The organism is Sphingomonas sp. VDB2 (assembly GCF_047946695.1).
Lineage (GTDB): Bacteria > Pseudomonadota > Alphaproteobacteria > Sphingomonadales > Sphingomonadaceae > Sphingobium > Sphingobium bisphenolicum.
In genome coordinates, this window is sequence record NZ_CP159615.1 from 2974487 (window position 1) to 2996577 (window position 22091).

Here is a 22091-nt window from a genome sequence, read left to right on the forward strand (position 1 = left end):
ATGCCGATGAACCCGTCCGCCAGTCCCGAACTCCATCCCATCACCCACGCGCGGTTCCTTGCCGACGTGGCGTTACTCGGCCGCCGGATCGAGGCGGATGTATGGATGCCCGATATCCTTGTCGGAATCGGGCGGGGCGGCCTCGTTCCGGCGGTCTATCTGTCGCATCGTCTGAACCGGCCGATGCTGTCGATCGACTATAGCAGCAACCTGCTCGCCCTCGCCGACCCCGCGCTCGCCGGCATCGCGGCCAAAAGCGCGGCCGGTGTCCGCTGCCTGCTCATCGACGACATCAACGACAGCGGCGGGACGATCGGCCAGCTTCGCCGCCTGCTGCGCGACCAGGGCAGTGATCTGCGTCATGTGCGCTTTGCGGTGTTGCTCAATAATGACAGTTCCAGCGAGACGGTCGATTATTGCGCGGATAATATCGACCGAAAAATCGACAAGCGCTGGTTCGTCTTTCCCTGGGAAGCACTTGCGGCGGAACAGGCGATCGTGGAGGAAGCGCTGTCCTTGCCAGATCGACTGGCCTGAACAAACTCGTCGGGATGACGGGATCAAGATCAAGGCCGGGATAGGGGTAACGATATCGAGATGGTTGACGGCAAATTTATTTGGCAGACCATCCTATCGCATTGAATTGATCGGGCGTTCATTTCGTCGAACATTACAATCTATGTAAGTTGCCTGCGCACCCGTTCTCGGGCATGTTGAGAATCGCCAGATGGCCGCAAAACTTTTGTTGAGTATTGCGGAGATTTGGAGGGGGTATACGCGCGGCCGGGGCACTGTGCTTTGTTACATCGCAGGATAGGAAGAGGGGGGGCAGACCTCCGCGCCGCCGGGTGCGCCGCAATCGCGTTCGGCATGGCCTTGTGCATTCAGGGCCAGGATGCGCGCGCCGCCAATGCGACGCGCAAGCTCCTTCAAGCGCCCAATCCCCGGCCCTTCAGCGCGCCGACAGAATCTGACCCGCTGCTCGAACTGGCTAAACCGGCCGTCGCCGACCCGCTGTTCCGATCGGAAATCGAAACGGCCATCCGCAACAATCCGCTGCTCGACGAAGCGCGAGCGAGTGAACGCGAGGCACGCGCGGCGCGGACACAGGCCCGATCGCTGCTCTTTCCTTCGATAGACCTGTCGATCGATGCCAATCGATCGGTCGCCCGCAATTTCTCCAACGATCCCGGTAACATCATCGAACGGTCGCGACCCGAAGGACGGACCGACGCGACGGCCTCCGTGCGACAGCGGTTGCTCGATTTCGGCGCCGCTTCGAACCGGATCGACGCGGGCAACGCGCGCGTGGATGCAGCGCAGCAGGGCATATTGGGCTATGGCGAGGAAGTGGGGCTGCGAACCATCACCGCCTGGTATTCGGTGTTCTCGCAGCGGTTGATGGCGCAGGCAGCACAGGAATATATAGTGCGCCAGCTGCAGTTGCGCGAGGGTTTGCAACGCCGCATCGATCAGGGCTTTTCGGCACAGGGCGATCTGCCGCGGGTCGACAGTTCGATCGCCAATGTCCGGTCCCGGCTTGCCGGCATCCGTCGTGACCTGGCGGGTGCGGAGGCGCAATATCGTGCGCTGACCGGCCACGAGCCGCCGCCTGCGCTGACCCGAGCCGTCCTGCCGCCCGAAGCGGTCGATGACATGGAAATGCTGGATGCGATCGTGCTGCGATCGCCGGTTGTCCGCAAGGCGGAGGCGGAGGCGCGGGCAGCGCGGCAGGAAGCGCGTGCGACCCGATCGGAGAGATTGCCTACCATCGCCGCAGGCGTGGATGCGGGGCGCTACGGCGTGTTCGAAAGCCCCGGCGACTATGATGTGCGCGGCCGCATCATCGTGCGAGCGCAGCTTGGCGCCGGTTTCAACGCCAAGGCCGACCAGGCGACCGCGCGTGCGGACGCTGCGGACGCCTATGCCGACCGCGTCCGGCAGGAAGCGGTGCGTGACGCACAGATCGCGCTCACCGATATCAGGGCGCTGGACGATCAACTCGCCGCGGCGGAGGCGAGCTATATCGCCAATCGCAATACCCGCGACGTCATCGCCACGCGCTTCGAAGCCTCACAGGGTACGCTTTACGACCTGCTCTATGTCGAGGACAACTACTTCTATTCCATTGCAAGCTATGTGCAGACCCTGGCCGAACGGGATGTGTCGCGCTTTGCCCTGCTGGGCCGAACAGGGCGATTATTGCCCAGCCTCTCGATCGCCGTCACTCCTTCGGACCGGATGGAAACGCCATGACCGACCAGCCCCTGATCGCCGCCGCCCGGCAACGCTTCGCACCCTGGCTGATCGAACCCATGCTGCGCAATCGCGGCACCTACATCAAGGTCGCGGCCGCCGCTGCCATGATCAATCTGTTTGCGATGGTCTCGTCCCTGTTCACGATGACCGTCTATGATCGGGTCATACCCAATGATGCGTCCTCCTCGCTGGTGGGACTGAGCATCGGGCTCGCCATCGTGGTCATATTCGATTTCGTGTTGCGGCTGCTGCGCGTCTATTTCGTCGATATCGCCGGTGCCAATATCGACTATGAGGTGGGCGACACGCTGTTTGCCAAGCTGCTGTCGATGCGACTCGACCGCCGCCCCGGGTCCACCGGCACGCTCACCGGCCTGATGCGTGAACTGGAGACGCTGCGGGACTTCTTCGCGTCCGCCACGCTGACGGCGATCATCGACGTGCCCTTCGTCATCATCACGCTGGCGGTCATGGCGATGCTGGGCGGGATATTGGTGCTGCCGCCGCTGGCGATGATCCCCGTCGTGGTCGTCGCCGGCTTGATAACCAACCCGGCGCTCGACCGCTTGTCGGCGGCCAGTCTGGGCGACGGATTGCGCAAACAGTCGGTGCTGGTGGAAACCGTCGGCAGCCTAGAAACGGTGAAGGCGATCGGCGCGGGCGGGATGCTGGGCGCGCGGTGGCGGTCGGCGCTCAAAAGCCATGCGCAAAGTTCGCTGAGCCAGCGACTGACGGCATCGATCGCGATGACGGTGGCCAATAGCGCGAACATCATCGCCTATTGCGGCATCATCATTCTGGGCGTGGGGCTGATCCGCGACAATAGCATCACGACCGGTGCGCTGCTGGCCTGCTCCATCCTGTGCGGACGCGCGATCGCTCCGCTCGCGCAGATCGCCAACCTGCTGGCGCGCCTGTCCGCCACCCGCATCGCCTGCCGCCAGATCAACACCTTGATGGACACGCCCAGCGAAGGGCCGGCGGGCGAGCCGCTGCAACCCGCGCAGCTGCTGGGTGCGATCGAGTTGCGCAATGTCGCCTTCCGCTACCCGCGCGCCGCCGAAAAGGCGCTGGATCAGATCAGCCTGTCTATCGCGCCGGGCGAGCGCGTCGGTTTTCTGGGCCGCGTGGGGTCGGGCAAGTCGACCCTGGCGCGGCTGATCCTGGGCCTGTACGAACCACAGGAGGGCGTGGTCATGATCGACGGCACCGATGTGCGTCAGTTCGATCCCGGCCGATTGCGCCGGTTCATCGGCGCTGCGATGCAGGATAATGTGCTGATCGCCGGATCGGTGCGGGACAATATCTGTCTCGACCGTACGGATATCGACCATGACGAGATGATCCGCGTCGCGTCGCTGAGCGGCACCCATGGTTTCATGGGCAAGATCGTCAATGGCTATGACCTGAAGCTGACGGATCGCGGCGAAGGCCTGTCGGGCGGGCAGCGGCAGTCCATTTCGCTGGCGCGCGCCCTGGCAGGACGACCGCCCATCCTGGTCTTCGACGAGCCAAGCAGCGCGATGGACATCCAGACCGAAACCGACCTGATCGACCGCCTGCAACCGGAAGTGGAGGGGCGCACCATATTGCTGATCACCCATCGGCCCTCGCTGCTACGGCTGGTCGATCGGATCGTCGTGATGGAACAGGGGCGGATCGCCGCCGACGGGCCGCGCGATATCATCCTGCAGCGGCTGACGCGGGGCAAGGCGGCATGAGCGGCGAGGCGCAATTGCCGGGTGACGCGCATATCCGGCCCGCCGTCCCCGCGAACATCTTTTTATGGGCGATCGCGGCTTTCCTGCTGATCTTCCTGCTATGGGCGGGATTGACCGAAATCGACCGGACCGTGCGCGCCAATGGCCGGGTCATTCCCAGTTCGCAGTTGCAGGTGATTTCCAACCTGGAAGGCGGCGTGGTGGACACGATCCTCGTGCGGACCGGACAGGACGTGAAAGCTGGCGCCCCTTTGATTCGCCTCAGCCCGATCCAGCCTGGCGCGGAGTTGGCGAGCAATCGGGCCAGCGGCGACGCGTTGAGCCTGAAGATATTGCGGCTGGAGGCGGAGATTTCGGGGCGCAACCCGGTCTTTCCGGCCGCCCGCAATGCCAGCATGGCCGGCCAGATCGCGGTGGAGCAGAGCCTGTATCGCGCGCGCATGGCCGAATTGGCCAGCCTGGCCAATGTCGGGTCCGCCCGCGTCACCCAGGCACAACGCGGGATCGGTGAGGCCGCTGCGGTTCAGGCCGCCCGCATTTCCGCGCGCGATACGGCGCGTACCGACCTCGACCTGATGCGTCCGCTGGTGCGCGAAGGGATAGAGCCACGCCGGTCGCTGCTACAGGCGGAAAATGCCTATAGCGTCGCGACCAGCGAAGCGGCCGGGTCCGGGGCCGCGCTCAGCCGCGCCCATTATATCCTGGCGGAGGCGCAGGCCAGCGCGATGCAGCAGAGGCGCGACTGGATCGCGCGTGCGGGGGATGAACTCACTGCCGCGCGCGCCGAAATGTCCGTGCGCGACGCGACGATGCCGGCCTATGAATATAAGCTCGACCGCACCATCGTGCGCGCGCCGCTGGACGGCCGCGTCAACCGCGTCTTCGTGACGACGGTGGGCGGCAGCGTGCGTGCGGGCGATCCTTTGCTGGAAATGGTGCCGGCCCGCGACAACCTGCTGGTCGAGGCGATGGTGGCCGCCAAGGATATCGCATCGGTCCGGCTGGGCCAGCGGGCCAAGGTCGAAATATCGGCCTATGACAGCGCGATCTATGGGTCGATGCAGGGACAGGTCGTTGCCCTTTCTCCCGATGCGGTTGTGAATGAACGGACCGGCGAGAGCCATTATCTGGTCCGGGTGCGCACGAGTAGCGATGCCATCCTGGACAAGGAAGGACATCGGCTTCGCATCGGGCCGGGTATGGGGGCCAATGTCAGCCTGCTTGGCGATAAGCGCACGATACTGGCCTATATTCTGACCCCGCTGACGCGCCTCAAGGAAACGGCCTTCCGCGAATGAGCGGGCTTCCTGGCGATCCAGCGGCGGAGACACAGGTGGTTCGGCCTCATCACGCGTGCTTTCTCATGGCGCATTCCTTTCGCGCGATAGCAGTGATTGCCGCGGATGACGTTCCGCCCTGATCTTACCGCCGCAACACCGCCAATTGGGTTCGATCCAAAAAAAGGGCCACCCGACGGGATCGGGTGGCCCTATTCACAATATCTGGGTCACGTTTACACGATGACGAATTCGGACGCGACCATGCTCAGTCCCGTGCCGATCGTCGCGAACTGAACCGCCGCGATCGCTCCCGTGCCATCCGCGTCGAACAACAGCGCGCCAGTTGCACTGTTGTAGATGATCCGGTCCGCAGCATCATTGGCGGCCGATCCGATCTGGAACTGAGCAGCCGACAGCGTACCCAGCGCCAACCCGGTAAATATGGCGTCGTCCAACTGGATCGTATCATTGGCCACGACATAGTCGGCGATCGTATCGACATTACCGCCGCCCAACGTGGAGTTGAACAGGAAGATGTCGGCACCGGTTCCGCCAGTCAGCGTATCCGCGCCGAGCCCGCCGTTGAGTATGTCGTTGCCGCCAAGTCCGTCCAAATTGTTGGCCCCGTTATTGCCAGTGATGGTCTGGCCCAGGTCATTGCCGGTAGCGTTGATGTTGGCCGCCCCGGTCAGGATCAGTTTTTCAATGTGGCGACCGGCCAGCGAATAGGTCACCGACGAGAAAATCTGGTCGTCCGTACCGCCGGACGAGAAGCTTTCCACGACATTGTCGCCGACATTGTCGACATAATAGATGTCGCTGGACGTGCCACCGTCCATGGTGTCGGCGCCTGCACCGCCATTAATGGTATCGCTGCCGGCACCACCGGTAATCACATTGGCACCGCCATTGCCGGTCAATATGTCATTGAAGGATGTGCCGGACAGGTTTTCGATACCGACCAGCGTGTCGGTGCCGGCGTTTACAGTATTCTGCGCACCGGCGATCGCCAGACTGACGGTCACGCCGGCTGCCGCACCGGCATAGTTGGCGGTGTCGACACCTGCGCCGCCGTCGATCATATCGTTACCCAGGCCGCCGTTGAGTATGTCGTTGCCGCCAAGGCCGCTCAAGCTGTTATTGCCGCTGTTGCCGGTGATCATCTGGGCCAGGTCATTGCCGGTGCCGTTGATGTTGGCCGATCCGGTGAGGGTCAGTCGTTCGATATGGCGCCCGGCCAGCGAATAGGTCACCGACGAGAAGATTTGATCGTCCGTGCCACCCGAGGAGAAGCTTTCCACGACATTGTCGCTGACACTGTCGACATAATAGATGTCGCTGGATGTGCCGCCATCCATGATGTCTGCGCCTGCGCCGCCGTCGATGATGTCGCTGCCGGCCCCACCGATCATCACATTGGCGCCGCCATTGCCGGTCAGCACATCGTCGAAAGATGTGCCGGACAGATTTTCGATACCGACCAGCGTGTCGGTGCCGGCGCCGATGGTATTCTGCGCGCCCGCGATCGCGAGGCTGACGGTCACGCCCGCGGCCATGCCGGCATAGGTGGCAGTGTCGTTGCCTGCGCCGCCATCGATCATATCGTCGCCCAGGCCGCCATTGAGCACATCGGTGCCGCCCATGCCGCTCAAGCTGTTATTGCCGCTATTGCCCATGATGGTCTGGCCGAGGTCGTTGCCGGTGGCGTTGATGTTGGCCGATCCCGTCAGGGTCAGTTTTTCGATATGGCGCCCCGACAGCGAATAGGTCACGGACGAGAAGATCTGATCGTCCGTGCCGCCCGTGGAGAAGCTTTCCACGACATTGTCGCCGACATTGTCGACATAATAGATGTCGCTGGACGTGCCGCCATCCATGGTGTCGGCGCCAGCACCGCCATCAAGCGTATCGCTGCCAGCACCGCCGGTAAGCACATTGGCGCCGCCATTGCCGGTGAGCACGTCGTTGAAGGATGTGCCGGCCAGATTTTCGATACCGACCAGCGTGTCTGTGCCGGCGCCGATCGTATTCTGCGCGCCTGCGATCGCGAGGCTGACGGTTACGCCGGCCGCCATGCCGGCATAGGTGACAGTGTCGACATCCGCACCGCCATCAAGCGTATCATCGCCCAGGCCGCCATTCAGCCGGTCGTTACCCGTCCCGCCTTGCAGCACGTCATTGCCGTCCAGGCCGTTCAGCGTATCGGCACCGGCATTGCCGATCAGCCGATTGGCCTCCGCCGAACCGGTCAGCGTATCGTTGCCCGACCCGGTCGTCGCATTCTCCACGCTGGCGAGCGCGATCAGGCCAGAACCGCCGCTGATCGCGAATTCGCCGTCGGAAAGATTGACCACATAATCGGAGAACAGCGCGGAGCCGTCGATCGTATCGACGCCGGCGCCGCCAGAGAACAACTCTCCATAGCCGCCATTCCAGCCAGCAATGACCTTGTAGATATCGTCGCCCGCTTCGCCATAGGCAGTGTCGACGCCCGATCCGCCATCGAATATGTCATTGCCGGTGCCGCCGATCATCTGGTCGTCGCCGCTGCCACCACTGATGGTGTCGTTGCCGGCGCCCCCGCTGAGGACGTCGTCGCCGCCATTGCCGTTCAGCACATTATTGGCGCTGTTGCCGGTCAGGGTGTCGGCGAGTTGGGTGCCGTCGACATCCTCGACCCCGGTGATGGTGTAGGGGCCGCCGAAGCTCGGATTGAAGTCCCAACTTCCCGCTGCCAGATCTACCGTGGCGCCATAGGTCGCAGTATAGTCACTCAGGTCGAGCCGATCTGTGCCGCTGCCGCCGTCGACATTGTCGCCAAACTCGCCCTGCAGCACCTGGAAGACATCGTTGCCCGCTTCGCCATAGACAAAATCGGTCCCGAAGCCGCCCTGGATGATGTCGTTGCCGTCACCGCCATAGATGGTGTCCTGACCGATGCCGCCCTTCAGCGTGTCGTTACCGCCATTGCCGTCGATGACATTGTTGTTGCCGTCGCCGATGATGGTGTCGGCAAGCTGGGTGCCGTCGACATTTTCGACCCCGGTGATGGTGTAGGGGCCGCCGAAGCTGGGATTGAAGTCCCAGGTGCCAGCGCTGAGATCGACGGTTGCCCCATAAGTGGCGGTGTAATCGCTCAGGTCGAGCCGGTCGGTGCCGATGCCCCCGTTGATATTGTCGCCAAACTCGCCCTGCAGCACCTGGAAGACGTCGTCGCCAGCCTCGCCATAAACGGTGTCGGCCCCGAAGCCGCCCTGGATGATGTCGTTGCCGTCACCGCCATAGATGGTGTCCTGACCGATACCGCCCTTCAGCGTGTCGTTACCGCCATTGCCATTGAGGACATTGTTGTTGCTGTCGCCGGTGATGGTGTCGGCAAGCTGGGTGCCGTCGACATTTTCGACCCCGGTGATAGTGTAGGGGCCGCCGAAGCTGGGATTGAAGTCCCAGGTGCCAGCGCTGAGATCGACGGTTGCGCCGTAGGTTGTGGTATAGTTGCTGAGATCCAGTCGATCCGTGCCGATACCACCATCGATATTGTCGCCAAATTCGCCTTGCAGTACCTGAAAGACGTCGTCGCCAGCCTCGCCATAGACGAAGTCTGCATTGAAGCCGCCCTGGATGATGTCGTTGCCGTCACCGCCATAGATGGTGTCGGTGCCACCGCCGCCCTTGAGCAGGTTGCCCACGGCATTGCCGGTAATCGTGTCGCTGCCCGACCCGCCTGTGGCGTTCTCGATCAGCGAAGCGTTGCTGCCACCGAAGGTGAGGGCGTTGAAGATGTTGCCGCGGGCGTAATTGCCTCCGCCCAGATAGGCCTGCTGCGTTCCGCTGAACAGCGAATAGCCGCCAGGCGTCAGATCGATGGTGACGCCGCTGCTATAGGCCGACAGGTCATATGTATCGACGCCGCCGCCGTCCCAGATGGTTGCGAAAATACGATTGTCGCCGGGCTGGATAGCGATGTCGCCATTGATATAGGTGATGCCGGTAGACGGATTCCAACTATAGGTCGTGTTTTCCGCATGAACCGTATAATCCGCACCATACATGGTCTGGAGCGCGGCGATGTCGAGCATCATATATGTTTGCGGCGCGCCGAACTCTTCATAGCTGTACCCGCTGAGCGGCGCCCCGACATAGCTGCGATAGGTCATGACCGAAAATTCGATCGAGTCCCAGGCGGTAGGGAGCGCAACGTTGCTGACGCCGCCCGTTTCCTGTCCATGTTTCAGGCCGAGCGAATGGCCTAGTTCATGGAGCATCGTATGCCAGGCATAGTTGCCTGCCACGGGGTTCTTCAGGGAATTGGACGTGCCGTCATAGGCGTTGCCGAAGAAGGTATCGCCGCCATAGATGTTGTTGGCCGGATAATAGGCATAGGCGGTCGGCGCATCGCTGGAATTGGCGCCGCGGATGGTGGCGGTGCCGAGCCCTGCACCGGCATAGTCGATGGTCAGGTTAGTGAATCCCTCGATCGAAAAGCCGTAGGCGCCGGCAAGCTGGGTATAGGTCGCTGCGTTGAGCGCGGAATGCATCGCCAGCAATTGCTGCGCCGTGAATTGGGAAAAGCCCTCATTCTGCGCGCTGGTGCCGTCGCCGTCGCTATCGGAAAAATAGCCAGACTGATAGTCGGCTGTCGAGTCCACATCCGAATAGGTGATGCCTCCGGACCAGGCGACTCCGCGCAGGATGCCATCAATCCGGGCGTCGCCCGTGGCGCCCACCGTTACCGTCGTGGAAGCACTGCCATTTTCCGCCAGATCACCGGAACTGGGCGTGGTGGCAGGGGGTGTCGGTGCATCCATCGGATAGAGCAGCCGGACTTCGCTGCGCACCTGCGCTTCGCGCGCCAGCGACCATGTGCCGGTAAATTCCGGCCTCGATCCGCTAGCATCCGAAGTCGAGGGAAGGGAATAATCGGGAGTTAACTTGACCTTGACGGGCCCAGAGCCAGTGACCTTGAACATACATCCTCCTAAAGAGAAGAGAGGCTGACACGTTCACTGTGTCGATTGGCGACCGTTTGTTGCGGGCTTTAATGGCACTATTCACTGTTCATGCCAAGCTTTACATTTGTCCTGTAAATCAACGGCATAGTCATCATCGAAAAATAGACTATTGTATTGTTTGGGTTTTTGGAAAAGCGACTCTGCGCAAAATCAGGATGGTGGATCGCATTTGCGCGAGGCGCCATTCAGACAAGGTGTCGGATCGAGGCGGCGCGGTGCTTTTGCATTCAGAGTTGTGGCGCGTCGTTTGGCTTCGCGAGCAAGAGGGTGGCCGGGATGGCGTCGCGCGAACATGTCATAGGCCGACGCCGAATCCTTTTGCTCTACCGCTGTAAATTCGGACCGGATCGCGGCTTCGGGATCGGGGGGAGGCGTCATGATGCCGCCAGTGCCGGGCAGCCTGCGAACTTTTGTCGGCGGAGGCGTGCCGTCTGCTGGCGCATCGTCCATTCCGCCGCCTGCAAGCAAACCGAGGCATATCAAAAACGCAGGATTCGTCATGAGTCCCTCACCATTGGTGTTGATGCAGGATATCGGCCGCTCCGGTTCGTCGACATACGCATGTGGAACTGGCTATAGAGCGTGTCAGCCGTGACCTTATCATGCGTGAGGAGCTGCGACAATGCGGCTGTCCTGATGCCGGCCTACCATCGTCGGGGCTTCGGCCGACGGCACATGCCGTCGTTGCGCATCCGAATGGATCGCCGCGCGTTGTGTCCGATATGACCGACAGTTTCGCGATATTGCCCCATTTGCTCGCGCTTTCGATCGCCTATGGACTGGCCCTGCCGATCGGCTGGAATCGGGAGCAGGCGGAACGCAGCGCGGGCATCAGGACGTTTCCGTTGGTCGCGGTCGCAAGCTGTGGCTTCGTACAGGCGGTCGAGACGATGATGGCGCATGATCCTGCCGCCATCGCCCGCGTATTGGAAGGCGTGATCGCTGGTATCGGCTTCCTGGGCGGGGGCGCCATTCTGCAGCAGAAGAACAGCGTTCGGGGAACGGCGACGGCGGCCAGCCTGTGGGTGACCGGGGCGGTCGGCGTGGCCGCGGGATTGGGCAGCTATGACGTCGCCGTCGTGCTGACCGCGTTCACCTTATTGACCTTCTGGGTGCTGGCGCCGCTCAAGCCGGCGGAGAATGAGCGCGACGAGGACGACGCAGGCTGACGATCAAAGGGAGCGGCGGCGGGCGAGGAAGAAGGTCGCCATCGCTCGCGATGCGTCCGGGCCTTTGGGGTCGGTGTGGCTGCCGCCTGCGTAGCCGCCTGACCAGGCATGGCCGCTGCCATGCACCGTCCATTCCTCCAGCATGACCGGCCCGCGACCATAGCGATAGAAGCTGCGGGTGAAGGCCCGTCCGCCCGGTGCGACGCCCGCTTCCGACTCGACGCTGAGTGCGCGCGTGCTCGACCGCTGCAACTGGCTGACGAAGCCGCTGGCGTTGGATGGGTGGACCACCCGGTCGCTGTCGCCGTGGAACAGGATCATGGGCAGCGGCGGCGTGGTCTTGCCGATGGGTGGAACGGCCTGCCCTCGCATCGCCGCCAACGCTTCGCCGACCGAGCCGATCGCGCCCATCGGCACGCCCGAATGGACGCCGACCGCGACATAGAGCTGGGGATAGGCGGCAGCAATGATCGCGGCCGCTGCTCCGCCGGCGGATATGCCCGCAATGTAGACGCGCCCGGCATGGCCTCTGCACCGGTCCAGGATATGGCGGGTCATGCCGGCGATGACGGCAGCCTCGCCGCTGCCGCGCTTCTGGTGCGACGGGCTGTGCCAGTTCCAGCAACGATTGGGGTTGGCGCGCGGCGATTGTTCGGGATAGAGGACGAGGAAGCCCAGTTCGTCGCCCAGTCGGTTCATCGCCGTGCCGGTCGCAAAATCGGCGGCCGACTGGGTGCAGCCGTGCAGCATGACGATCAGCGGCAGGCGGCGGCGCGTGGAGCCGACTGGCGTGTAGAGGCGATAGCGGAGCGACCCCTGCGCGCAGCTATAATCGCTTTCGATGAAGCTGCCGGGTGCGGGCCGCACGACGCGATCGACCTTTTTGGCCGCGCTTTTGCCTTTGGTCACCCGCGGCGGCTTTGGCAGCGTAGGCATCAGCGCGCGTTGCCACAACAAGGCGGCGGACAGCGGACGACCCTTGCGCGCCATGCGGGCTGCCTTGAGCACGGTTGGGAAAGGGTTCTTCACGGGCGCTCCGCGGCTGCACCATACCGGTCGGCGTGCTGTCGGCATGACATGGGGTTCGGCATCGTGATGTCTTGCTCCCTCTAGCTGCTGTTTTTGTGATGGATGGCACCGTCGGCCGTGCCGATCCGTGCGGTGCTATAATCCCCCGGCAGCGGCATTCGATCCATAGCCTGTCCGGGCGGCGGCGGTTTGCGCGGCGCGTGCCAGTCGCTGCGCCCAGAGATGCTGGCCAGCAGCGTCGCCGATCAGATTCTGGCGTACCTCCATTTCAGCATAAGGAAGATCGTGCGCGAAGGCGTGACGGGGGACGGTGTGGTCGGTGGCGTCCATCCGATAGGGTTGGTTGTCGCCGACGGCCAGCGCGGCGTCAGTGCGCAGCGCGTCGAGCATGGCCTGCGCGAAGTCCGTGCGGCCTAGCCAGTGCAGCACGCCGACTTCCCATGGGCGGGCGACGCCGTCCATCACCGGGGTGAAACTGTGCAGCGATAGCAGGATGGTGGCGCGCCCCACTGCCTGCCGCGCGGCGATGGTCGCGGTTATGGCCGCCTGATAGGGGGCATGGATCGCCGCGACGCGCGCGGCGCGGGCGGTGGCGTCCAGCCCTTCATTGCCGCTGATCCGGCTGCCGTCCGACACGGCTGGTATCGCCGCCAATTGTTCCGGGTCGCGATTGCAGTCGATGACGAGGCGCGAATAATATTGATGCAGGAACGGCGCGTCGAGCAGTGTGGCGAGGGCATGGCCGAGGCCATGGACGCCGATGTCGATGGCGATGTGGCGGCCGCGATCCGCGGCGGCGAGGCCGAGATCGCCGAGCGCAGCCGGCACTCCCGATCCGGCATGGTCGCCGATCAGCAGGAACGGCGAGGGGCCTGCTGCGTTGAACAACCCGACCGGCGCCGGATCGTCCGCACCCAACAGCCCATCCGCCGTGCGCCCGGCCATCAGGACTTTCTCCCATGCCGTTGCTGACGATCCATCATGTGACCAGCTATCGCTATCAGCAGCCGGTGTCGCTGGGTGAACATCGCATCATGATGCGCCCGCGCGAGGCGTTTGACCAGCGGTTGCTGTCCGCCCGGCTCGACATCGATCCGGAGCCGAGCGAACTGCGCTGGCTGCACGACGTGTTCGGCAATTCGGTGGCGATCGCATCGTTCAAGCGGCGGGCCTCGCATCTGGTGGTGACGAGCGAGGCGACGCTGGAACATGCGCCGCTGGCGCAAAGGCAGGTGGATGTGGAGCCTTATGCCCGGCTGTTTCCCTTCACCTACGCCTCGGAAGACATGCCCGACCTGCTGCGGTCGATCGAGCGGCAATATCATGATCCTGCACGGATCGTCGACAATTGGGCGCGCGCTTTCGTCAGCAATCATGGCGATACCGGCACGGTCGACCTGCTGACCCGGATGGCGACCGGCATTCAATGCGACTTCACCTATGTCCCGCGCCACGAGAAGGGCACCCAGTCGCCGATCGAGACGTTGCGCAAGCGACAGGGCACTTGCCGCGACTTCGCCGTGCTGATGATCGAGGCGGTGCGGGCGCTGGGTTTCGCCGCGCGCTTCGTGTCGGGCTATGTGTACAACCCGTCGCGCGCAGAAGATGTCGTGGGCGGCGGCAATACCCATGCCTGGGTGCGCATTTTCCTTCCCGGATCGGGCTGGGTCGAATTCGATCCGACGAACGGCATCATCGGCAATCGTGGGCTGATCCGCGTCGCTGTCGCGCGCGATCCTTATCAGGCGCTGCCATTGTCGGGCACATGGTTCGGCCTGCCGGCCAGCTTCCTGGGGATGGACGTCACCGTCGATGTACGGCGCGCCGATCCCCGTAAATTTCCCGTGTCAGACCATGGGGCCATCAACAGCCGAGCCATCGGCGCTTCAGGAAAGTCACCTTAAGATGCTGATCCGATGCGGATATGACATAAGATTCGAGACCGACAACAGGACCGCGATGATGGCGATGCTGAGCCTGCATCCCTCGCGCCATCACGACCTGCGCACGCCGCAGAGACTGATGGCGGCTCCCGACATCCCGCTCTATCATTTCGAGGACGGGTTCGGGAACGTCGCGACCCGCCTGACCATCCCCGCAGGTGGCGTTACCCTGTCCTGCGACTTCGTGATCGAGGATAGCGGATTGCCTGATGCGCAAGCGCCCGACGGGCCACAGATGGCGGTTGAGGATCTGCCCGATGCGGTCATGCCCTTCCTGCTGGGCAGCCGCTATTGTGAGACGGATAGGCTGATGGCGGTCGCCTGGGCGAATTTTGCGCATTATGGATCGGCGCGGGCGCGGGTGGATGCCATCGTGGATTTCGTCCACAACCATATCGAGTTCGGTTATCATCATGCGCGGCCGGACAAAACTGCCTGGAACGCCTATCAGGAACGGCAGGGCGTGTGCCGCGATTTCGCCCATCTCGCCGTCACCCTTTGCCGCTGCATGAACATCCCGGCGCGCTACTGCACGGGTTATCTGGGCGATATCGGCATTCCGCCTGTGGACGCGCCGATGGATTTTAGCGCCTGGTTCGACGTCTATATCGACGGCGAATGGTATACCCATGACGCCCGCCACAACAGACCGCGGATCGGCCGCATCTTGATGGCGCGCGGGCGCGACGCCACTGATGTCGCCTTGACCACCGCTTTTGGTCCGGCGAATCTGGTGCGGTTCGAAGTCCATACCGACGAGGTCCAATCCATTGACTGATCCACATGCCAATCCCCTGCTGCAATCCTGGGACGGGCCGCTGGGCGCGCCGCCGTTCGACAAGGTGCGGGACGAGGATTTCCTGCCCGCGTTCGAGACCGCGATGGCTTTGCACCGGGACGAGGTTTCCGCGATCGCAGGAGATGATGCGCCTGCGACATTCGACACGGTGGTCGCCGCGCTGGAGCGGTCGGGCGAGCCGCTGGCTCGGGTGCGCCGGCTGTTCTGGACCTTGTCCTCGGCGCAGGGGACGCCTGCTATCCGTGCGATCGAGGGGCAGGTTTCGGCGATGCTGAGCGCGCATGGAACGGCGATCAGCCATAATGCCATGCTCGCCGCGAAAGTCGCCACGGTCCATGCCGCACGGCACGATGCTGGATTGACACCCGCACAGATAAGGCTGGTGGAAAGCAGTCATGCCGGCTTCCGGCGCGGCGGGGCGGCGCTGACCCCGGTGCAGAAGGACCGGTTTGCCGCGATCGACGCGCGATTGTCGGCGTTGGCGGTGCAGTTCGGCCATCATGTGCTGGCCGCGACCGCCGACTGGGTTCTGGACCTTGGCCCGGACGATCTTGCGGGTCTGCCGTCGGGTCTGTGCGATGCGGCCGCCGGGCGCGCCGCGGCCAAGGGGCAGGTGGGGCGCTATCATGTGACGCTCGACCGTACCGATTACGAGAGTTTCCTGACTTTTTCGGCGCGACGCGATCTCCGCGAGGCGCTGTGGCGGGCCTTTACCGATCGCTGCGATGGCGGGGCGCATGACAATTGGCTGGTGATCGCGGAGACGCTGGCGCTTCGGCAGGAGCGGGCGGCACTGCTGGGTTACGCTGACCATGCCCATTATGCGCTGGAAGACAGTATGGCGCATGATCCCGCCGCCGCTGCCGACCTGCTCGCCCAGTTGTGGGAGCCGGGCAAGCGTCGCGCCGCCGAAGAAGCGGCCGAATTACAGGCGCTGATCGATGCGAACGGCGGCGGCTTCGCGCTCGCGCCCTGGGACTGGCGCTTCTATGCCGAAAAGGTGCGCCGCGATCGCTATGCGCTGGACGGCGGGGCGGTGGCTGAACATCTGCGGCTGGACGCTGTGCGGCAGGCGGCGTTCGACAGCGCCGCGCGTCTCTATGGCCTGACCTTCACGCGCCGGGCCGATATCGCCGGCTATCATCCCGATGTCTGGGCGTGGGAAGTCGGCGACGCGACCGGTGCGCCGGTCGGCCTGCTCTTCACCGACTATCTGGCGCGGCCGGAAAAGCATGGCGGCGCCTGGATGGGCAGCCTGCGCGTGCAGGAGGCGATGGACGGCGACGTGCGTCCGGTCGTCTATCTGGTGGCCAATTTCGCCGCCGCGCCACCGCCTGACACCGCCGCCACGCGGCTGTCGATCGACGAGGCACGCACCCTGTTCCACGAGTTCGGCCATGCGCTGCACGGCCTGCTGTCGCGCGTCACCTATCCCAGCCAGTCCGGGACGGCGGTCGCGCGGGATTTCGTGGAATTTCCCAGCAAGTTCATGGAAAACTGGATCGTCAGCCGGGACGTGCTGTCGGGCTTCGGCGTACCCGACGCGCTCATCGATGCGATCCGCCAGGCCGAAGCCTATGGCCAGGGTTTCGCCACGGTGGAACTGATCGGCTGTGCGCTGGTCGACCTGGCCATGCACCGGTCGGTGGGTGCGGCCGCCAATCCGCGCGCTTTTGTCGCGGCGGAACTGGAGCGGCTGGGTATGCCGCCGGAAATCGGGCTTCGGCATCGCGTCCCCTATTTCACCCACATCTTCGACGGCGGCTATGCCAGCGCCTATTATAGCTATGCCTGGTCAGAGGCGCTGGATGCCGACGCGTTCGAAGCGTTTCTGGCGACAGGCGACATTTTCGATCCTGCGCTCGCCGCCCGCTTCCGGGCGGAGATATTGGCGGCGGGGGACAGTCGCGATCCGATGGAATCGTTCAGGGCTTTTCTAGGCCGCGCGCCCGACCCGAGCGCCTTGATGCGCGCGCGCCATTTGGTCGATGCCTGACGCCGCCGCGGTTCAGCCGACCAGCGTGCGGACGCTGCCGGCCAGGGTCAGCGGATTGAACGGTTTCAGGATCACGCCCCTGGCGCCCGCTGCATGATAGCTCTGCACGTCCGCTTCGCGGGCGCGGGCGGTGACGAAGACGAAGGGTATGTCCGCAAAGCCTGCCAGCTCGCGCAGCGCGACCATCAGCGTGGGGCCATCCATGCGGGGCATCATCACGTCGAGCATGACAAGGTCGGGTCGCCATGCACCGGTCGCGGCGACCTCCAGCGCTTCGGCGCCATCGGCGCACAGCCGCAATTCGATCAAGGGGTCGAGGGCGAGCGACAATTTGACGATGTGGCGGATGTCCTTGTCGTCATCGACATAAAGGATGCGCAAACGGTCGGCTTCGCTCATGCGCCTTCTTCCTCCCCGCCTTCTGCCCGGCCGTGACGGGTCGCCACGACCCGTCGCACCGTCGCCTTGAGATCGGGCAGCGACGTGCGCGATTTGACCAGCACCGCGTCGATCTGGCCGGCGATCTCTATATCGACATCATGCGCGGAATAGATGATGGTCGGGATGGCGACCCCTTGGTCGTCCACCAGATCGGGTAACAGGTCAAGGCCGAGGCCTTCTTCCAGATGGACGTCCAGGATCGCCAGATTAGGCGTTTCCACACGAAGCAGGGCGCGCGCTTCTGCAAGGGTTGTGGCCTTGAGGATGTAGGCGATGCCTTTGAGCGCTGCGGCGGTGATTTCAAGTGTGTCCTGGTCGTCGTCGAGATGAAGAACCGTCGGCCGTTTGATGCCCGAATGGCGGAAGGATGCCGTGATCGCCGCCTTGAGCCGGCCGGGATCGATCGGCTTGTCGATCCAGTCGATCAGGTCCAGCGACAAGGGTGTCGACGCATCGCCGCCCGCAGCGGATACCATGAGGATCGACAGTTTTTCCGGTCCTTCCAGCCGGCGCATTTCGCGCGCAAAATGAAAGGCGTCGGCATCGTCGAGCGCCATGTCGAGCAATAGAAGGCTGAAGCCATCGGCGACGATCGCCGCGCGCGCTGCGCGGGCGTCGGTGACGACGCGGCAGGCATAGCCTTCCTCCGACAATTGCGACTGAAGCAACCGTGCGACGGCGGGATTGCTCTCGCAGATGAGCACATGGGTTTCGCCATGGGGGCGCTCGCGCGGCAGGGCGACCGGCAGCATGACCGGCAGCGAAAAGGCGAAGCGGGTTCCGCCGCCGGGCCGGTCCTCGAACCACAATTCTCCGCCATGCTGCGTGACGATCTCGCGCGCGATGGCCAGCCCCAGCCCCGTACCCGGCGCGCCTTCGTCATTTGCGGCGCGCTCGAACCGGCCGAAGATGCGCCCGCGAAATTCCTCGGGGATGCCAGGTCCGTCATCATCGACAAAGACGGTGGCGCGACGCCCGTCGGCGCTGCGCGTGAGGCCGACGGCGATATGATGGCCTTCTGAGGATATCTTGACGGCATTGGACAGGAGGTTGGTGATGACCTGCAACAGCCGTTCCTCGTCGCCCTGAACCATCAAGGTTTCGTCCGCCATGGTGCGGTCGAGCAACGCGCCGGCGGACCGGACCAGGCCGCCATTGTCGTCGCACGCGCGCATCACGACATGATGCAGGTCGATCGGGGCCAACGTCATGCGCAGTTTGCCCGAATCGATGCGGTCGATGTCGAGCATGTCGTTGATGAGGCGGATCAGACGCTGCGCATTATTTTCGGCGATGGTGACGAGGCCTGCTGATTCCGGGTCGAGCCGATTGCCGACATCCAGCCGGAGGAGCGCCAGCGCGCCGACGATAGATGTCAGCGGCGTGCGCAGTTCATGGCTGACGGTGGAGATCAGGTCGTCCTTCAACCGCTCGACCCGCTTGCGTTCGACAATGTCGCGCAGTGACACGACGATATGGTTGCCGTCGGGCAGCGACATGACGCCCAAGGCGATATCGACAGGCAGCAGGCGGCCGCTTTGGTGCCGAACCTGCCGATCGGTCCAATAGGGGGTGCGTAGTTCGCCATCGACAAGACCGATGCGGTCGAGGAAGCTGCCGACGCCAGGCGCAATGTCGGAAATCAGGTCGAAATCGCGGCGCGCGAGGCTGGTCGCCTCATAGCCCAGCATTTTCGTCGCCGCCTGGTTGATGGTTTCGATGCTTCCGCTGGGATTGACGATGATGATGGGGTCGATCGTGCTGTCGAGGATGGTTTCGTTGCGCCGCGCCGCCTCGAACCCGCGCAGTTCGACAATATATTGCGACACCCGCTGGCGCCACAGGCCGAGCAGCGCGATCGCCAGCGACAGGCTGCTGAGTGCGACGAGTATCCACATGACCCGCTGCAATGTTTCGGTGCGGCTGCGATAGTCGGCGACGCGCGTTTCGCCGATCCGCTGTTCTTCGCGGATGACGCGATCCAGTTGCTGCTGTAGCCGGTTCATCAGTCGCTTGCCTTCGCCTTCCGCCACACGCCGGCGCGCCGCTTCCGGCCCGCTGTTCGCATAGATTCGCAACACCGTGTCCATCTCGGCTACCTTGGTCCGGGCGATCCGGCGCAGGCCGTCGAAGCTGGTCTGGTGCGAAGGCGCTTCGCGGTAGAGCGCGTCGGCCTTTTCGAAGCTGCGCTGGATTTCGCCATGCCACTCGCCGTAGCGGGCGCGGAATTCCGGGTCGTTGGTGAGGATATAACCGCGTTGGCTGGATTCTGCGGCGCGCAGTTCGGACAATATGTCGATTAGGAGGACGCGTCGATGGAACGACTGGTCGGCATTCTCGCGCAGGCCGTTCCAGCGGCCATATTCACCGCCCAGCCAGAAAAGCAGCGCCGCCAGCACCAGCGGAACGACCAGCGCCGCCAGCACGAAGGGTGACGCGCTGGGCGGCTCGGGGGGCGCGCCGTTCATGTTGGGCGGGCCGCCGCCACGTCTCCCAACAGCGGCTGCACCGCGAGCAGCGCCTGCGCGCGGTTGCCGACATCCAGCTTGCGGAAGATCGCCGTCAGATGGGCTTTCACCGTCGCCTCCGATACGGCGAGATCGGCGGCGATCTGTTTGTTGAGACGCCCGTCCGAAAGGGCGATCAACACCCGGAGCTGTGCGCCGGACAGGGTCGCGATGCGATCGCGCAGGTCTGCCGGATTGGCGTCGATATCCACCGCGGGGAAGCTGGTCTGCCCCTCCGCCAGCTTCTTTATGTCGCGCGCCAGGTCATCGAACGGCCGGGTCTTGTACAGGAAGCCCGCGGCGCCCAACGCGCGGGCGCTTTCGACCAGCGTCGCATTCTCATGCGCGGAGATCATCGCGATGGGCGTCCGGCCGGCTTCATGCTGCACCTGCAGGAAGCCGGAAAAGCCGCGCGCGTCGGGCAGGACGAAGTCGAGCAGGATCAGGCGATATTTGGCGTGGCGCTTCAAGGTCGCCAGGGTTTCGCCGATCGTGCCGGCGGTATCGACCGTGACGCCAGGCATCACCGCGCGCGCGGCGAGCGCCAGACCCTCACGGATCAACGGGTGGTCGTCCGCGATCAATACGCGGCCTCCGGTTACGGTCTCCACCATCCTCCAGCCTTATTGTTATCCATTTGTAGAAAATGGGCTAGTCACGGGAAAGGACGCAACAGGATGTAATGCATCTATGGACGGATCGCAAAACACTTTGGCTGTCATCAGTGTTGCCGCCTCGTTAACCTATGCGCATGTTGGCGCCGCAATGCGCCTTGCCGGATGGGAGGTGTTGGAAGCATCATGCGACGATGGCGACGCTGTCGCGGCGGCCAGCATGATCGTTGTGGACGGAATGGGCGAGGTTGCGTCGCTGCGGCGCGATCATATTGTGGCAGCGGTGATGGATGGCGGGAGGACGCCGTCTTTTCCGGTCGATCTGGTGGTCGATCCGGATCAGGGCGTTGAACGGCTTGCCGCCATTTTCAGTCAGTGGCTGCCGCCGGATACGGCCAGTCTGGCGCGCATGGCGACGATGTTCGGCCGCGACGGCCTGCTGCCTGTGGTGGAGGGCCTTCGCGCGGAACTGGAAAGGGCTATCGAGGGAGCCGAGGGTCATAGCGCCCACCGCATCGCAGGATTGACGGGCACATTGGGCTTCACCGTGGCGAGCGAGAGTTGGCAGGCGGTCGATCTGGGAACGGGCGGGCGAGCGGCGGCATTGCGCGACAGCCGGACCGCCTTGATCGCGATTGATCGCTGGCTGGCGGCGACCGGTTGAGCGGACTCAATCCAATCCGGCGCCATCCAGCATGACGGCCAGCGCGACGCTGCTGATCGGCTGAACAAAGCGGAAGCCGCAGTGGTCGTCGCGCGTCCAGCAGATGGTTCCGGCGACTCCGTGCCGGTCGCCAAGTGTCAGGCCCAGCACGCCTTGCCGGCCGTTCGCCAGCGGTTCGGACAGGACAAGCCGCGCGCCGCCGACAGAAATATTTTCGATCGTGGCGGCGATCGGCATATCGTCGATCAACAATGGCGCGTCGCCGCGCAACGGGAAGCGCGGCTGGCGCGCAATCCGTCCCGACCGGCTGGCGCGGGCCGCGAAAATATCCGCCGGGCAGCAGCGCAGGTCGAAACTGAGGCCGGCTTCATGCCCCACCGCCCAGCGGATGCAGGCAAGGCGGGGGTCGAGACCGCGCATTTCGATCAGGACGCGGGCGCCGGGCGGCGGCGGGGCGGGCAACTGGATGCGCATTCCCCCTTCCGACAGGTCTCTCACCATGCAGGGCAGGCTGCGACCATCGAACGAAATCTTGCCGATGGTAAAGACCGTCGCCGCGCGGGTGTCCCGCCGCCGTTCCATCGCGACAACCGATGGTCCGGCGATCGAAGGAGCGGCCATCGGCATCATCGCCGCCTGTTCCATTCCGTAGGACAT

The 22091-nt window shown here is 63.9% G+C and carries 17 protein-coding genes; 9 read left to right on the forward strand and 8 right to left on the reverse strand.

Annotated elements, in window-relative coordinates; genetic code table 11:
- Positions 1 to 6 precede the first annotated feature (6 nt).
- The 4 genes from ABT375_RS14840 to ABT375_RS14855 all read left to right on the forward strand — a co-directional run bounded on the left by ABT375_RS14840 (position 7) and on the right by ABT375_RS14855 (position 5278).
- Entirely contained in the window at positions 7 to 537 is a 531-nt protein-coding gene (locus ABT375_RS14840) for a phosphoribosyltransferase (protein WP_416463105.1), read from the forward strand.
- 333 nt (positions 538 to 870) lie between these two features.
- Positions 871 to 2256, forward strand: coding sequence for a TolC family protein (locus tag ABT375_RS14845; protein WP_261935621.1), 1386 nt, complete (start codon positions 871 to 873; stop codon positions 2254 to 2256).
- Positions 2253 to 3980 (forward strand): ATP-binding cassette domain-containing protein, encoded by a 1728-nt coding sequence (locus ABT375_RS14850; RefSeq protein WP_261935620.1) that lies wholly within the window; start codon positions 2253 to 2255, stop codon positions 3978 to 3980. Before ABT375_RS14845 ends, ABT375_RS14850 begins: the two co-directional genes overlap by 4 nt.
- A complete protein-coding gene (locus ABT375_RS14855; RefSeq protein WP_416463106.1) occupies positions 3977 to 5278 on the forward strand; it encodes an HlyD family type I secretion periplasmic adaptor subunit in 1302 nt (433 codons plus the stop codon). Before ABT375_RS14850 ends, ABT375_RS14855 begins: the two co-directional genes overlap by 4 nt.
- Positions 5279 to 5493: 215 nt before the next feature.
- On the opposite strand, the gene ABT375_RS14860 is transcribed toward ABT375_RS14855, so the two are convergent.
- Both ABT375_RS14860 and ABT375_RS14865 read right to left on the reverse strand, forming a co-directional pair.
- Positions 5494 to 10230 (reverse strand): M10 family metallopeptidase C-terminal domain-containing protein, encoded by a 4737-nt coding sequence (locus ABT375_RS14860; protein ID WP_416463107.1) that lies wholly within the window; start codon positions 10228 to 10230, stop codon positions 5494 to 5496.
- Positions 10231 to 10422: 192 nt separating this feature from the next.
- Positions 10423 to 10773, reverse strand: a complete 351-nt coding sequence (locus ABT375_RS14865; RefSeq protein WP_416463108.1) for a hypothetical protein — start codon at positions 10771 to 10773, stop codon at positions 10423 to 10425.
- 221 nt (positions 10774 to 10994) lie between these two features.
- Between ABT375_RS14865 and ABT375_RS14870 the strand changes: the two genes are divergently transcribed.
- The gene (locus ABT375_RS14870; protein ID WP_224548047.1) at positions 10995 to 11441 is read left to right on the forward strand and encodes an MgtC/SapB family protein; all 447 of its coding nucleotides are present in this window, start codon (positions 10995 to 10997) and stop codon (positions 11439 to 11441) included.
- 3 nt (positions 11442 to 11444) lie between these two features.
- Here the strand turns inward: ABT375_RS14870 and ABT375_RS14875 are convergent, their stop codons facing one another.
- Both ABT375_RS14875 and ABT375_RS14880 read right to left on the reverse strand, forming a co-directional pair.
- Positions 11445 to 12470 (reverse strand): alpha/beta hydrolase family esterase, encoded by a 1026-nt coding sequence (locus ABT375_RS14875; RefSeq protein WP_416463109.1) that lies wholly within the window; start codon positions 12468 to 12470, stop codon positions 11445 to 11447.
- A gap of 135 nt (positions 12471 to 12605) precedes the next feature.
- Complete coding sequence (locus tag ABT375_RS14880) at positions 12606 to 13415, reverse strand: N-formylglutamate amidohydrolase (RefSeq protein ID WP_416463110.1); 810 nt, start codon at positions 13413 to 13415, stop codon at positions 12606 to 12608.
- Positions 13416 to 13429: 14 nt separating this feature from the next.
- Here ABT375_RS14880 and ABT375_RS14885 point away from each other — a divergent pair, with 14 nt between their 5' ends.
- From ABT375_RS14885 to ABT375_RS14895, 3 genes are read left to right on the forward strand one after another with little or no spacing between them, the layout of a single operon-like run.
- Complete coding sequence (locus tag ABT375_RS14885) at positions 13430 to 14374, forward strand: transglutaminase family protein (RefSeq protein WP_416463111.1); 945 nt, start codon at positions 13430 to 13432, stop codon at positions 14372 to 14374.
- A 1-nt stretch (position 14375) separates the two neighbouring features.
- Positions 14376 to 15191 carry a transglutaminase-like domain-containing protein gene (locus tag ABT375_RS14890; RefSeq protein WP_261935615.1) on the forward strand — a complete coding sequence of 272 codons (816 nt, stop codon included), beginning with the start codon at positions 14376 to 14378 and terminating at the stop codon, positions 15189 to 15191.
- The gene (locus ABT375_RS14895; RefSeq protein WP_416463112.1) at positions 15184 to 17208 is read left to right on the forward strand and encodes a M3 family metallopeptidase; all 2025 of its coding nucleotides are present in this window, start codon (positions 15184 to 15186) and stop codon (positions 17206 to 17208) included. Before ABT375_RS14890 ends, ABT375_RS14895 begins: the two co-directional genes overlap by 8 nt.
- 12 nt (positions 17209 to 17220) lie before the next feature.
- On the opposite strand, the gene ABT375_RS14900 is transcribed toward ABT375_RS14895, so the two are convergent.
- Genes ABT375_RS14900 through ABT375_RS14910 form a run of 3 tightly spaced genes read right to left on the reverse strand, consistent with a single transcriptional unit; the run spans position 17221 to position 20770 of the window.
- The gene (locus ABT375_RS14900) at positions 17221 to 17607 is read right to left on the reverse strand and encodes a response regulator (protein ID WP_224547939.1); all 387 of its coding nucleotides are present in this window, start codon (positions 17605 to 17607) and stop codon (positions 17221 to 17223) included.
- A complete protein-coding gene (locus ABT375_RS14905; protein WP_416463113.1) occupies positions 17604 to 20117 on the reverse strand; it encodes an ATP-binding protein in 2514 nt (837 codons plus the stop codon). Before ABT375_RS14905 ends, ABT375_RS14900 begins: the two co-directional genes overlap by 4 nt.
- Complete coding sequence (locus tag ABT375_RS14910) at positions 20114 to 20770, reverse strand: response regulator transcription factor (protein ID WP_224547941.1); 657 nt, start codon at positions 20768 to 20770, stop codon at positions 20114 to 20116. The genes ABT375_RS14905 and ABT375_RS14910 overlap by 4 nt, the downstream gene beginning before the upstream one ends.
- A 172-nt stretch (positions 20771 to 20942) precedes the next feature.
- On the opposite strand from ABT375_RS14910, the gene ABT375_RS14915 reads away from it, so the two are divergent.
- Positions 20943 to 21434, forward strand: coding sequence for a hypothetical protein (locus ABT375_RS14915; protein ID WP_416463114.1), 492 nt, complete (start codon positions 20943 to 20945; stop codon positions 21432 to 21434).
- A gap of 6 nt (positions 21435 to 21440) precedes the next feature.
- On the opposite strand, the gene ABT375_RS14920 is transcribed toward ABT375_RS14915, so the two are convergent.
- Complete coding sequence (locus ABT375_RS14920) at positions 21441 to 22091, reverse strand: PilZ domain-containing protein (protein ID WP_416463115.1); 651 nt, start codon at positions 22089 to 22091, stop codon at positions 21441 to 21443.